At 64.5% G+C, this 13,530-nt stretch carries 9 protein-coding genes and 1 tRNA gene; all 10 read right to left on the bottom strand.

The window, feature by feature from the left end; genetic code table 11:
• Nucleotides 1–2: 2 nt before the first annotated feature.
• The 10 genes from rpsL to C8D03_RS20470 all read right to left on the bottom strand — a co-directional run bounded on the left by rpsL (nucleotide 3) and on the right by C8D03_RS20470 (nucleotide 13,448).
• The gene (gene rpsL, locus C8D03_RS20515; RefSeq protein WP_038358286.1) at nucleotides 3–374 is read right to left on the bottom strand and encodes a 30S ribosomal protein S12; all 372 of its coding nucleotides are present in this window, start codon (nucleotides 372–374) and stop codon (nucleotides 3–5) included.
• Nucleotides 375–802: 428 nt separating this feature from the next.
• Nucleotides 803–5,017, bottom strand: coding sequence for a DNA-directed RNA polymerase subunit beta' (gene rpoC, locus C8D03_RS20510; protein WP_108049205.1), 4,215 nt, complete (start codon nucleotides 5,015–5,017; stop codon nucleotides 803–805).
• 134 nt (nucleotides 5,018–5,151) lie between these two features.
• The gene (rpoB, locus tag C8D03_RS20505) at nucleotides 5,152–9,273 is read right to left on the bottom strand and encodes a DNA-directed RNA polymerase subunit beta (protein ID WP_108049203.1); all 4,122 of its coding nucleotides are present in this window, start codon (nucleotides 9,271–9,273) and stop codon (nucleotides 5,152–5,154) included.
• Between the two features lie 256 nt (nucleotides 9,274–9,529).
• Entirely contained in the window at nucleotides 9,530–9,904 is a 375-nt protein-coding gene (gene rplL / locus C8D03_RS20500) for a 50S ribosomal protein L7/L12 (RefSeq protein WP_056805214.1), read from the bottom strand.
• Between the two features lie 56 nt (nucleotides 9,905–9,960).
• Nucleotides 9,961–10,476, bottom strand: a complete 516-nt coding sequence (gene rplJ, locus C8D03_RS20495) for a 50S ribosomal protein L10 (protein WP_108049201.1) — start codon at nucleotides 10,474–10,476, stop codon at nucleotides 9,961–9,963.
• Nucleotides 10,477–10,990: 514 nt separating this feature from the next.
• Nucleotides 10,991–11,689 (bottom strand): 50S ribosomal protein L1, encoded by a 699-nt coding sequence (gene rplA, locus C8D03_RS20490; protein WP_108049199.1) that lies wholly within the window; start codon nucleotides 11,687–11,689, stop codon nucleotides 10,991–10,993.
• Nucleotides 11,690–11,699: 10 nt separating this feature from the next.
• On the bottom strand, nucleotides 11,700–12,131 hold the full coding sequence (rplK, locus tag C8D03_RS20485) for a 50S ribosomal protein L11 (RefSeq protein ID WP_108049197.1): 432 nt from the start codon (nucleotides 12,129–12,131) through the stop codon (nucleotides 11,700–11,702).
• Nucleotides 12,132–12,319: 188 nt separating this feature from the next.
• A complete protein-coding gene (gene nusG / locus C8D03_RS20480; protein WP_108051857.1) occupies nucleotides 12,320–12,853 on the bottom strand; it encodes a transcription termination/antitermination protein NusG in 534 nt (177 codons plus the stop codon).
• Nucleotides 12,854–12,867: 14 nt separating this feature from the next.
• On the bottom strand, nucleotides 12,868–13,062 hold the full coding sequence (gene secE / locus C8D03_RS20475; protein WP_108049195.1) for a preprotein translocase subunit SecE: 195 nt from the start codon (nucleotides 13,060–13,062) through the stop codon (nucleotides 12,868–12,870).
• A 310-nt stretch (nucleotides 13,063–13,372) separates the two neighbouring features.
• A tRNA-Trp gene (locus C8D03_RS20470) sits at nucleotides 13,373–13,448 on the bottom strand.
• Nucleotides 13,449–13,530: the final 82 nt, after the last annotated feature.

Here is a 13,530-nt window from a genome sequence, read left to right as displayed (position 1 = left end):
AATTACTTGGGACGCTTGGCGCCGTACTTCGAACGGCGCTGCTTGCGGTTCTTGACGCCCTGGGTGTCGAGCACGCCGCGCAGGATGTGGTAGCGCACGCCGGGAAGGTCCTTGACGCGACCGCCGCGGATCATGACCACGGAGTGCTCCTGGAGGTTGTGACCCTCACCCGGAATGTAGCCGATCACCTCGAAGCCGTTGGTCAGGCGCACCTTGGCGACCTTACGCAGCGCCGAGTTCGGCTTCTTCGGCGTCGTCGTGTAGACGCGCGTGCAGACGCCGCGCTTCTGCGGGCAGGACTCGAGCGCCGGAGCGGTGTTGCGCGCCTTGACGGGCGAACGCGGCTTGCGAATGAGCTGGCTGATTGTCGGCATTCTGGCCTCTCGCTCCACTGAGCGTTTGGAAATCGCTAGATCCGTGGCCCAGGCCGACCGTTGCCATGACACAAACGAAGCCGCGCCATCGGCTCCCGGCAGGGAGGCCTCAGGCGCGTTCGCCAGCAGAGGAGCACGGCTCTCACCGCGTTCATGCATCTTGCCATGTCGTCAATCGACGCTGGAATTCCGGTGGAGTTTCGGCCGCGAAATTCGCCAGCAACAAAGCCTAAGGCGACATACGTGTCCGACAACCACCGATAGTGGCGCGCTTATGACTCGGGGATAGATTCGCGTCAACCCCCATTCTCGGGATTGGGCGCCGAAAAGCCCTGCCCCACGGGTCCAGCGCCCCGAAACCGACATGGCCGCCCCTTGCGGGAGCGGCCATGTTCAACTGTTGCAGTCCGCTGGCGTGCGGAGACGGATTACTCCGCCGCGGGGATCGCCGCCTCGACAGCCCTGGCCGCCTCGACGGCCTTGGCAGCCGAAGCCGCGGCCTTCGCGGCCGCTTCCGCCTTCTGGCCGACGATGAGATCGTCGCGACGCGTCGCCACCTGCTTGATGCGGGCGACCTGCGCGCCGGTGCCGGCCGGGATCAGCGAGCCGACGATGACGTTCTCCTTGAGGCCTTCCAGCGTGTCGTACTTGCCGTTGACCGCCGCCTCGGTGAGGACGCGGGTGGTCTCCTGGAACGACGCCGCCGAGATGAAGGAGCGCGTCTGCAGGCTGGCCTTGGTGATGCCGAGCAGCACGGGGACGCCGGAGGCCGGCTTCTTGCCCTCTTCCTTCATCTTCGCGTTGATCTCCTGCAGCTCGATGCGGTCGACCTGGTCGCCGGTCAGGATGTCGGTATCGCCCGACTCCGTGATCTCGACCTTCTGCAGCATCTGCCGGACGATCACCTCGATGTGCTTGTCGTTGATGCCCACGCCCTGGAGGCGATAGACCTCCTGGATCTCGTTCACCAGATAAGCCGCCAGTTCCTCGACGCCCTTGATCGCCAGGATGTCGTGCGGGGCCGGGTTGCCGTCGAGGATGTAGTCGCCCGTCTCCACGACGTCGCCGTCCTGGAGATGGATGTGCTTGCCCTTGGGGATCAGATATTCGAGCCCCTCGGAACCGTCATGCGGCGTCAGCGTGACGCGACGCTTGTTCTTGTAGTCCTTGCCGAAGCCGATCACGCCGGACTTCTCCGCGATGATCGCCGCATCCTTCGGACGACGGGCCTCGAACAATTCCGCGACACGCGGCAGGCCGCCGGTGATGTCGCGGGTCTTGGCCGAGTCGGTCGAGACACGCGCCAGCACGTCGCCGGCCTTGATCGAGGCGCCGGGCTCCATCGAGATGATGCCTTCGACCGGCAGGATGTAGCGAGCCTCGCCGCCACGGGCGAGCTTGCCGATCTTGCCGTCGGGGCCATGCACGGTGAGCGCCGGACGCAGATCCGAGGTCCGGGCCGAGCCGCGCCAGTCGATCACGACGCGCTTGGAGATGCCGGTCGCCTCGTCGGTCGTCTCGGTGATCGACATGCCGTCGACCAGGTCCTCGTAACCGACGGTGCCGTCGACCTCTGCCAGGATCGGGCGGGAATAGGGGTCCCACTCGATCAGGCGCTGACCGCGCTTGACCTTGTCGCCCTCGTCGATCCGCAGCTTCGAACCGAACTGGACGCGATGCACCGCGCGCTCCGCCCCGTCCGGGCCGACGATGACCACGGCGATATTGCGCGCCATGGCGATCAGGTCGCCGTCCGAGTTGCGGGCGAGGTTGCGGTTGCGGATCTTGACCGTGCCTTCGAAGTTCGACTCGACGAAGGACTGGTCGGCGATCGTCGCCGCGCCGCCGATGTGGAAGGTGCGCATCGTGAGCTGCGTACCCGGCTCGCCGATCGACTGCGCCGCGATGACGCCGACGGCCTCACCCATGTTGACGGGCGTGCCGCGAGCCAGGTCGCGACCGTAGCAGGTCGCGCAGACGCCGTTCTTGGTGGCGCAGGTCAGCACCGAACGGATCTTCACCTCCTGCACGCCAGCGGCGTTGATCGCCTCGATATGGCTTTCCTCGATCATCGTGCCCTTCGGCACTAGGACCTTGCCGTCGATATCCGTCACGTCCTCAGCCGCGGAGCGACCCAGGATGCGGATGCCGAGCGAAGCCACGACCTGGCCGGCGTCGATGATGGCGCGCATCTTGATGCCGCTCTCCGAGCCGCAATCCGTCTCGGAGATGATGGCATCCTGCGCCACGTCGACGAGACGACGGGTCAGATAGCCGGAGTTGGCCGTCTTCAGCGCCGTATCGGCAAGGCCCTTGCGGGCGCCGTGGGTCGAGTTGAAGTACTCGAGAACGTCGAGGCCTTCCTTGAAGTTCGAGATGATCGGCGACTCGATGATCTCGCCCGAGGGCTTGGCCATCAGGCCGCGCATCGCCGCGAGCTGCTTCATCTGCGCCGGCGAACCACGCGCTCCGGAGTGGCTCATCATGTAGATCGAGTTGATCGGCTTGTCGCGACCGTGCTCGTCCTTCTTCACCGTCGAGATGCGCAGCATCATCTCCTGGGCGAGCTTGTCGGAGCACTTCGCCCAGGCGTCGACGACCTTGTTGTACTTCTCGCCCTGGGTGATCAGGCCGTCCTGATACTGCTGCTCGTAATCCTTGGCGAGCGCGCGGGTGGTGTCGACGATCTCCCACTTGTTCTCCGGCACGACCATGTCGTCCTTGCCGAAGGAGATGCCGGCCTTGAAGGCGTGGGTGAAGCCCAGCGACATGATGCGGTCGCAGAAGATCACCGATTCCTTCTGACCGCAGCCGCGATAAACGGCGTCGATCATCCCGGAGATTTCCTTCTTCGTCATCAGGCGGTTGCTGACGTCGAAGGTCATGTTCGGGTGCTTTGGCAGCGCGGTCGAGAGGATGACGCGGCCGGGCGTGGTGTCGTAGATCTTGGTATAGGACTTGCCGTCCTGGTCGACCCCGGTCCAGCGGTATTTGATCTTCGAATGCAGCGTCACGACCTTCTCGTAGAGCGCGTATTCGAGCTCGCCGATATCGCCGAAGATCTTGCCCTGGCCCGGCTCGCCGTCCGAGACGATCGAGAGGTAGTACAGGCCGAGCACGATGTCCTGCGACGGCACGATGATCGGCAAGCCGTTCGCCGGGTGCAGGATGTTGTTGGTCGACATCATCAGGACGCGCGCTTCGAGCTGCGCTTCCAGCGACAGCGGCACGTGCACCGCCATCTGGTCGCCGTCGAAGTCCGCGTTGAAGGCGGCGCAGACCAGCGGGTGAAGCTGGATCGCCTTGCCCTCGATCAGCGTCGGCTCGAAGGCCTGGATGCCCAAGCGATGGAGCGTCGGCGCCCGGTTCAGCATCACCGGATGCTCGCGGATGACCTCGTCCAGGATGTCCCAGACCTCAGGCTTCTCCTTCTCGACGAGCTTCTTGGCCTGCTTGACCGTGGTCGAGTAGCCCTTGGCGTCGAGGCGCGCATAGATGAACGGCTTGAACAGCTCGAGTGCCATCTTCTTGGGCAGCCCGCACTGGTGCAGCTTCAGCTCCGGACCGACGACGATGACCGAACGGCCGGAATAGTCGACGCGCTTGCCAAGCAGGTTCTGGCGGAAGCGGCCCTGCTTGCCCTTCAGCATGTCGGCGAGCGACTTCAGCGGGCGCTTGTTGGCACCCGTGATGACGCGGCCGCGGCGGCCGTTGTCGAACAGCGCATCGACCGATTCCTGCAGCATCCGCTTCTCGTTGCGGATGATGATGTCCGGCGCGCGCAGCTCGATCAGCCGCTTCAGGCGGTTGTTGCGGTTGATGACGCGGCGATACAGGTCATTCAGGTCCGAGGTCGCGAAGCGGCCGCCATCGAGCGGCACGAGCGGACGCAGATCGGGCGGGATCACCGGGATGATGGTCATGACCATCCATTCCGGCTTGTTGCCCGACTGCTGGAACGCCTCGATGATCTTGAGGCGCTTCATCAGCTTCTTGGGCTTCAGCTCCGACGTCGTCGTCGCGATCTCATGCTTGAGATCGGCGTTGATCTGGTCGAGGTCGAGCGCGCGCAGCATCTCGCGGATGGCTTCCGCGCCGATCATGGCGGTGAAGGTGTCGGCGCCGTACTCTTCCTGGCACCGGACATACTCTTCTTCCGACAGAAGCTGGCGGTCCTTGAGCGGCGTCAGGCCTGGCTCGATGACCACATACGACTCGAAGTAGAGAATGCGCTCGAGATCCTTGAGCGGCATGTCCATCAAAAGGCCGATGCGCGAGGGCAGCGACTTCAGGAACCAGATATGCGCGACCGGGGCGGCCAGCTCGATATGGCCCATGCGCTCGCGCCGGACGCGGGCGAGCGTGACTTCGACGCCGCACTTCTCGCAGATGACGCCCTTGAACTTCATGCGCTTGTACTTGCCGCACAGGCACTCGTAGTCCTTGATCGGCCCGAAGATGCGGGCGCAGAACAGGCCGTCGCGCTCCGGCTTGAACGTGCGGTAGTTGATGGTCTCCGGCTTTTTGATCTCGCCATAGGACCAGGACAGGATCTTTTCCGGGCTGGCGATCGAGATGCGGATCGCATCGAACGCCTGCTGCACCGGCTGCTGCCCAAAGAGATTCATGACCTCTTGCTTCATCGCCTGCTCTCCTGCCGCCGGCGGGGGTTGGTGAACCGCCCTGCCCGGCCTTCATGCGATTATGCCGGCGGCGTGAGTGCCGCTGGCATGATGTCGTGTCCGGCGCGCTGCCCCCTCGCGGAGGCGCGCAAGCCTTATTCGGCCGCTTCGGCCGGCGGCAACTCGCCGGGGCGCGGCTTGTTGCTGACCAGTTCGACGTTGAGGCCGAGCGAGCGCATTTCCTTGACGAGCACGTTGAAGCTCTCGGGGATGCCCGCCTCGAAGTTGTCCTCGCCGCGCACGATCGACTCGTAGACCTTGGTACGGCCCGCGACGTCGTCCGACTTCACCGTCAGCATTTCTTGCAGCGTGTAGGCGGCGCCGTAAGCCTCGAGCGCCCAGACCTCCATCTCGCCGAAGCGCTGTCCGCCGAACTGCGCCTTGCCGCCCAGCGGCTGCTGGGTAACGAGCGAGTACGGGCCGATCGAACGGGCATGGATCTTGTCGTCGACCAGATGGTGCAGCTTCAGCATGTAGATGTAGCCCATCGTGACCTTGCGGTCGAAGGGCTCGCCAGTCCGGCCGTCATAGAGCGTGGACTGGCCGGACGAGTGCAAGCCCGCTTGCTCCAGCAGCCGCTCGATATCGGCCTCCTTGGCGCCGTTGAACACCGGCGTCGCGATCGGAACGCCGCGGCGCAGGTTCTGGCCCATCTCGACGAGCTCGTTCTCGTCCATCGAGGCGATGATCTCGTTGTCCTCGTAGACAGCGTCGAACGAAGCCCGCAGCGCCTTGACGTCATGCGCCTTCTTGTACGCGTCGATCGCCGCACCGATCTGCTTGCCGAGACCGGCAGCGGCCCAGCCCAGATGGGTCTCCAGGATCTGCCCGACATTCATACGCGACGGCACGCCCAGCGGGTTCAGCACGATGTCGGCATGGGTGCCGTCCTCGAGGAACGGCATGTCCTCGGCGGCAACGATGCGCGAGACCACGCCCTTGTTGCCGTGACGGCCGGCCATCTTGTCGCCCGGCTGGATCTTGCGCTTCACCGCGACGAAGACCTTGACCATCTTCATCACGCCCGGAGGCAGTTCGTCGCCGCGCTGCAGCTTCTCGACCTTGTCGAGGAAGCGCTGCTCGAGGCGCTTCTTCGACTCGTCGTACTGCTTCCGCATCGCTTCGATCTCGGTCATCAGCGGGTCGTCGCCGACCGCGAACAGCCACCACTGCGAGCGCGGGAACTCGGACATGCCCTCGCGGGAGATGACCGTGTCCTTCTTGAAGCCCTTCGGACCGGCGAGACCGACCTTGCCGGTCAGGATGTCGCCAAGACGCGCGAAAGTGTTGCGGTCCAGGATCGCCTGCTCGTCGTCGCGGTCCTTGGCGAGACGCTCGATCTCCTCGCGCTCGATCGCCTGGGCGCGCTCGTCCTTGTCGACGCCATGGCGGTTGAACACGCGCACCTCGACGATCGTGCCCTGCACGCCGGGCGGAACCCGCAGCGAGGTGTCGCGGACGTCCGAGGCCTTCTCGCCGAAGATGGCGCGGAGCAGCTTCTCCTCCGGCGTCATCGGGCTTTCGCCCTTGGGCGTGATCTTGCCCACGAGGATGTCGCCAGCCGCCACTTCGGCGCCGATATAGACGATGCCGGCTTCGTCGAGGTTCTTCAGCGCCTCTTCCGAAACGTTCGGAATGTCGCGCGTGATCTCCTCCGGCCCGAGCTTGGTGTCGCGGGCCATGACTTCGAATTCCTCGATATGGATCGAGGTGAAGATGTCTTCCGAGACGATCTTCTCCGAGAGCAGGATCGAGTCCTCGAAGTTGTAGCCGTTCCACGGCATGAACGCGACGAGCACGTTGCGGCCGAGCGCAAGCTCGCCGAACTCAGTCGACGGGCCGTCAGCGACGATGTCACCCTTCTTGATGACGTCGCCGACGCGCACCAGCGGACGCTGCGTGATGCAGGTCGACTGGTTCGAGCGTTGGAACTTCTGCAGCCGGTAGATGTCAACGCCCGGCTTGGTCGGGTCCATCTCGTCGGAAGCGCGGATGACGATACGCGTCGCGTCGACCTGGTCGACGACGCCGGCGCGGCGGGCCGCGATCGCGGCGCCCGAGTCACGGGCGACGACAGCTTCCATGCCGGTGCCGACGAAGGGCGCATCGGCGCGAACCAGCGGCACCGCCTGGCGCTGCATGTTCGAGCCCATCAGCGCGCGGTTGGCGTCGTCGTTCTCGAGGAACGGGATCAGCGCCGCGGCGACCGAGACGAGCTGCTTCGGCGACACGTCCTGGAAGTCGACCTTGTCGACCGGCGTGACGATGACCTCGCCGGCGCGGCGACAGACGATCAGATCGTCCGTCAGACGGCCTTCCTTGTCGACGGCGGCATTGGCCTGGGCGACGTTGTACTTCGCCTCCTCCATCGCCGAGAGATAGATGATCTCCTCGGTCTGCTTGCCGTCACGGATGCGGCGATAGGGGCTCTCGATAAAGCCGTACTTGTTCACCCGCGCGAAGGTGGCGAGCGAGTTGATCAGGCCGATATTCGGGCCTTCCGGCGTCTCGATCGGGCAGATGCGGCCGTAATGCGTCGGGTGCACGTCGCGCACCTCGAAGCCGGCGCGCTCGCGGGTCAGACCACCCGGGCCAAGCGCCGAAAGACGACGCTTATGTGTGACTTCCGAGAGGGGGTTCGTCTGGTCCATGAACTGCGAGAGCTGCGACGAGCCGAAGAACTCGCGCACGGCGGCGGCCGCAGGCTTCGCGTTGATCAGGTCCTGCGGCATCACCGTGTCGATGTCGACCGAGGACATGCGCTCCTTGATGGCGCGCTCCATGCGCAGCAGGCCCAGGCGATACTGGTTCTCCATCAGCTCGCCGACCGAGCGCACGCGCCGGTTGCCGAGATGGTCGATGTCGTCGATCTCGCCCTTGCCGTCGCGCAGGTCGACCAGCGCCTTGACGACCGCGAAGATGTCCTCCTTGCGCAGGATGCGCACGGTGTCCTCGGCGTCGAGGTCGAGGCGCATGTTCATCTTGACGCGGCCGACGGCCGAGAGGTCGTAGCGCTCGGCGTCGAAGAACAGCGACTGGAACATGTTCTCGGCGGTCTCGAGCGTCGGCGGCTCGCCCGGACGCATCACGCGGTAGATGTCGAACAGCGCCTCTTCACGGCGCGAGTTCTTGTCTACGTTCAGCGTGTTGCGGATATAGGGGCCGACCGTGATGTGGTCGATGTCGAGCACCGGGATCTCGTCGAAACCCTCGTCGGTTAGCAGCTTGAGGAGCTTCTCGTTGATCTCCTCGCCAGCCTCGGCGAAGACCTCGCCGGTCGCCGGATTGACCAGGTCCTCGGCGATGTACTGGGTGTAGAGGTCCTCGTCCGTGGCGCGCAGGAACTTGAGGCCCTTCTCGGCTAGTTGCCGGGCGGTGCGGGCAACGAGCTTCTTGCCGGCCTCGACCACGACCTCGCCGGTGTCGGCGTCGATCATGTCCTCGGTCGTCTTGAAGCCCTTCATGCGCTCGGCATCGTAGGGCACGCGCCAGCCCTTGCCGTCGCGGGCATAGGCGATGTGGTTGTAGAAGCGGCTGAGGATCTCCTCGCCGTCCATGCCGAGCGCGAACAGCAGCGACGTCACCGGAATCTTGCGCTTCCGGTCGATGCGCGCATAAACGATGTCCTTGGCGTCGAACTCGATGTCGAGCCAGGAGCCGCGATACGGGATGATGCGGGCGGCGAACAAGAGCTTGCCCGACGAATGGGTCTTGCCCTTGTCGTGATCGAAGAACACGCCCGGCGAGCGGTGCATCTGCGAGACGATGACGCGCTCGGTGCCGTTGACGATGAAGGTGCCGTTATCGGTCATGAGCGGCATGTCGCCCATGTAGACATCCTGCTCCTTAATGTCCTTGACCGACTTCGCCTGGGTGTCGGGATCGATATCGAACACGATCAGGCGCAGCGTCACCTTGAGCGGCGCCGAGAAGGTCATGCCGCGCTGGCGGCACTCGTCGACATCGTATTTCGGCGGCTCGAAGGTGTACTTGACGAATTCAAGCAGCGAGGCGCCCGAGAAATCGCCGATCGGGAACACCGACCTGAAGACGGACTGCAGGCCCTCGTCGCCGCGGCCACCCTTGGGCTCGTCGACCATCAGGAACTGGTCGTAGGACGCCTTCTGAACCTCGATGAGGTTCGGCATCTGCGCCACTTCCTTGAGTTTGCCGAAGAACTTGCGGACGCGCCTGCGGCCCTGGAGCGAATTGACCATGTTGTTCCTCGCAATCTCGGACGGCTCACCTGGCGGTCTGCCGGATGAAAGGCGGCCAGGCCGCCGGGTGAGCCGTTCGGCGCATCATCGCGCCGACATTATCTGAAACGCGGCCCTGCAACGCGAAGCTGCATCGAGGGCCCCTGCAACCTTTCCGCACCGGAGCGCGGAAACGACGCGACAGCCCCGGAGGTGGAGACCACCCCGGGACTGTCTGGTCTTGACTAGGGTCGGACCGGCATCAAGCCGGCCCTGCTCACTTGAGCTCGACCTTGGCGCCGACGGCCTCGAGCTGCTTCTTGAGCTTTTCGGCCTCGTCCTTGCCGACCGACTCCTTGACAGGCTTCGGAGCAGCTTCGACCAGGTCCTTGGCTTCCTTGAGGCCGAGACCGGTGATGGCGCGGACTTCCTTGATCACCTCGATCTTCTTGTCGCCAGCGGCGGCAAGAACGACGGTGAACTCGGTCTGCTCTTCAACGGCGGCGGCGGCGGGGCCAGCAGCCGGGCCGGCAACCGCAACGGCGGCGGCGGCGGAAACGCCCCACTTCTCTTCGAGAAGCTTGGCGAGGTCGGCGGCCTCAAGGACCGTGAGGGACGACAGCTCGTCGACGAGCTTGGCAAGATCAGCCATGTTAGGCTCCTATATGGTAAGAGGTTCGAACGGTTTTCAGGGGTAACTGGCCTGGATCAGGCCGCATCCTTGTCGGCATATGCCTGGAACACGCGCGCGAGCTTTGCGGCAGGCGCGGTCGAGAGCTGGGCGATCTTCGTTGCAGGGGCCACAAGGAGGCCGAGCAGCTTGGCGCGCAGTTCGTCGAGCGAGGGCATGGAGGCCAGAGCCTTGACGCCTTCGGGGTTCAGGGCGGTCTTGCCCATCGCGCCGCCGAGGATGACGAGCTTGTCGTTGTCCTTGGCGAAAGCGGTGGCGACCTTCGGCGCCGCGACCGGATCGCTGGAATAGGCGATCAGGGTGGGGCCCGTCAGCAGGTTGCTGATGGACGCGACGTCGGTGCCTTCAAGAGCGATCTTGGCCAGCCGGTTCTTTGCGACCTTCACGGTGGCGCCATTGGCCTTCATCTCGCGACGAAGCTTCTGGAACTGAGCCACCGTCAAACCCGCATAGTGGGCCACGACAACGACCGACGTGTTCGCAAACACGCCGTTCAGGGTCGCGACGGCATCTGTTTTTGCCGCTTTATCCACTGGGCTCTCTCCGGTAGGCGGCAGGCCTGTGAGGGCTCGCCGCCGGTTGCACGTGCCGCTCGTCAAAAACCCCGGTTGACACCAGCGCTTCATCGGAGCGACGCTCAGTGCCCTGTCCCCGATCAAGCTCGAAAGCCGCGATCGGGCGAGATGGTTCGAACCGTCTTCGGGATCTTGCGACCCCGGTTGAGCTCTTGCACCGTCTATGCAGGCCTCTTGGCGAAATTATGCCCTCGGGCGAACCCTCGGAGCACCTGCAGTCTCAGACAGGACTGGGTGATTCGGCCGCCTGGATCGCTCCGGACGCCCCAAAAACCCATCTTTCGGCGGCAAGCCGCCGAAAAACGCGAAACGGACCCCTTCGTGCGAAGCACGCCGGAGCCCACATCACTTATGGAAACAGGCGAGCGTCATAGCGCCTTCGCCTGCCTCTGCCAAGTACCGTCTCGTCCGATCGGGGAGCGGGACGGAAATCCGGCCGGCGTGAGCCGGCCGAAAGAACGGCAAATTCCGATCAGCCGCCCAGGACGCTGTTCGGCTCGATCTTGACGCCCGGACCCATCGTCGAGGAGATCGCGACGCGCTGGATATAGGTGCCCTTGGCGCCGGCGGGCTTGGCCTTGGCGACCGAATCGGCGAACGCCTTGATGTTCTCCGCCAGCTTCTCGGCCGAGAACGAGACCTTGCCGACGGCGGCATGCACGATGCCGGCCTTCTCGACGCGGAACTCGACCGAACCGCCCTTGGACGCGGCGACCGCAGTGGTCAGGTCCATGGTGACGGTGCCGACCTTCGGGTTCGGCATCAGGCCACGCGGGCCGAGCACCTTACCGAGGCGGCCGACCAGCGGCATCATGTCCGGGGTCGCGATGCAGCGATCGAAATCGATCGTGCCCTTCTGGACGATCTCGACGAGATCTTCCGCGCCGACGATGTCGGCACCGGCCTTCTTGGCCTCCTCGGCCTTGGCGCCGCGCGCGAACACGGCGACGCGCAGGACGCGGCCCGAGCCGTTCGGCAGGTTGCAGACGCCGCGGACCATCTGGTCGGCGTGACGCGGATCGACGCCCAGATTCATCGAGACCTCGACGGTCTCGTCGAACTTGGCGGTGGCGCGCTCCTTGACCAGCGAGACGGCGTCCGTCAGCGGGTAGAGCTTGGTGCGGTCAATGCCTTCACGGCCCTTGACGACGCGCTTTGCGATATGTGCCATTTTCGCCCCCTCAGCCCACGACTTCCAGGCCCATGGACCGGGCGGAGCCCTTGATCATGGACGAGGCGGATTCGACCGAATCGCAGTTGAGATCGGCCATCTTCTTCTCGGCGATCTCGTTGATCTGGGCGAGCGTCACCTTGCCGACATTGCCGCCGCGACCAGGCGTCTTGGAACCGGAGGTCAGGCCGGCGGCCTTCTTCAGCCAGTAGGACACCGGCGGCTGCTTCATCTCGAAGGTGAAGGAACGGTCCTGATACGCGGTGATGATCACCGGGATCGGCATGCCCTTTTCCATCTGCGCGGTCTTCGCATTGAAGGCCTTGCAGAATTCCATGATGTTGAGGCCGCGCTGACCCAGCGCCGGACCGATCGGCGGCGACGGATTGGCCGCGCCCGCCGGAACCTGAAGCTTCACGTAGCCCGTGATCTTCTTTGCCATGATGGCTGCTCCTGCCGCCTGCTCCGATGCCTATCGAAACGACGACGTCCTGCCCGCGGACAGCTTTCGCCCGGGGTCAGGATGGTTGCAGAGCGTGGTGCGGCAGGGAGTTCCGGTTGGCGACCGGCCCGCCTCCCACGCAAGTGAGGCGCCGCCTATGACACAAGGCGGCGCCGAAGGGAAGCCTGTTAAAGCTTCTCGACCTGTCCGTATTCCAGCTCGACCGGCGTGGCGCGACCGAAGATCGACACAGCGACCTTGAGGCGGGCGCGGCCGTGATCGACATCCTCGACGACGCCGTTGAAGGAGGCGAAGGGGCCGTCGGCGACCTTCACCTGCTCGCCGATCTCGAAGACGACGGTCGGCTTCGGCCGCTCGATGCCTTCGGCGACCTGGCCCTTGATCCGCATCGCCTCATGCTCGGGAATAGCCATGGGCTTGGCCTTGTCGGCGCCCAGGAAGCCCGTGACCTTCGGCGTGTTCTTGATGAGGTGATAGACCTCGTCGGTCATCTCGCATTTCACCAGCACATAGCCGGGGAAGAACTTGCGCTCGGCATCGACCTTGCGGCCGCGGCGAACCTCGACGACCTTCTCGGTCGGGACCAGCACCTCATCGAACTTGTCGGCGAGATTGCGCTGCGCCGCCTGGTCGCGGATCGACTGCGCGACCTTGTTCTCGAAGTTAGAATAGGCGTGGACGATGTACCAGCGGGTGCTCACGTTCTTGATTCCGTTCAACGGGCGCCGAGGATGATGCCGAGCGACCAGCGGATGATGGTGTCGGTGAAGAGGAAGAACAGGCTGGAGACGACGACCATGGCGAGCACGAGGCCCGTCGTGATCAAGGTCTCGCGGCGCGACGGCCAGGTGACCTTGCCGGCCTCGTTGCGGACGTCCTGCAGGAAGCTGAAGGGGCTGCTCTTGGCCATGGGTCACCTCGGGTTCCGAACGGGTTCGCTGGCTCTCGCCATGGCGCCGATTCGGCCGTCCTGAAACATTCGCGGCGCGGGGCTCAGGGAGCCACGCGCCGGTATGACGAGCCTATTACAACGGTCGGGCGCGTTAGCCAAGCGCCTTTTGGCGAAGGCCTCGACCACCCCTGACCGAGGCAACGAGCCCGATCGCGCCCCGTCGCAACAGGCGACGAAGAAACAGGCGAGCCGTACGCGGCCCGCATCATTGTCTGATGGAAGGAAATCTGACGACGCCAGTCCCTGCCGCTATCGGCCATGGGGAAACTGGCAGGGGCGGTAGGGCTCGAACCTACGACAACCGGTTTTGGAGACCGGTACTCTACCAACTGAGCTACACCCCTGTAGTCGGCGATGCTTTGCCCCAACGGGCTGAGCATTTCAAGTCGAAAAACACACCGCGTTCGGTGCCGGGCACAAAAAAGG

Source organism: Bosea sp. 124 (assembly GCF_003046175.1).
GTDB lineage: Bacteria > Pseudomonadota > Alphaproteobacteria > Rhizobiales > Beijerinckiaceae > Allobosea.
The sequence above is the reverse complement of the archived record's forward strand: the minus strand, read 5'-3'. Positions and strand labels throughout refer to the sequence as shown.

Coding starts and splice junctions, on each gene's coding strand:
- rpsL (WP_038358286.1), bottom strand. CDS start 374: ATGCCGACAATCAGCCAGCTCATTCGCAAGCCGCGTTCGCCCGTCAAG.
- rpoC (WP_108049205.1), bottom strand. CDS start 5,017: ATGAAGCAAGAGGTCATGAATCTCTTTGGGCAGCAGCCGGTGCAGCAG.
- rpoB (WP_108049203.1), bottom strand. CDS start 9,273: ATGGTCAATTCGCTCCAGGGCCGCAGGCGCGTCCGCAAGTTCTTCGGC.
- rplL (WP_056805214.1), bottom strand. CDS start 9,904: ATGGCTGATCTTGCCAAGCTCGTCGACGAGCTGTCGTCCCTCACGGTC.
- rplA (WP_108049199.1), bottom strand. CDS start 11,689: ATGGCACATATCGCAAAGCGCGTCGTCAAGGGCCGTGAAGGCATTGAC.
- rplK (WP_108049197.1), bottom strand. CDS start 12,131: ATGGCAAAGAAGATCACGGGCTACGTGAAGCTTCAGGTTCCGGCGGGC.
- secE (WP_108049195.1), bottom strand. CDS start 13,062: ATGGCCAAGAGCAGCCCCTTCAGCTTCCTGCAGGACGTCCGCAACGAG.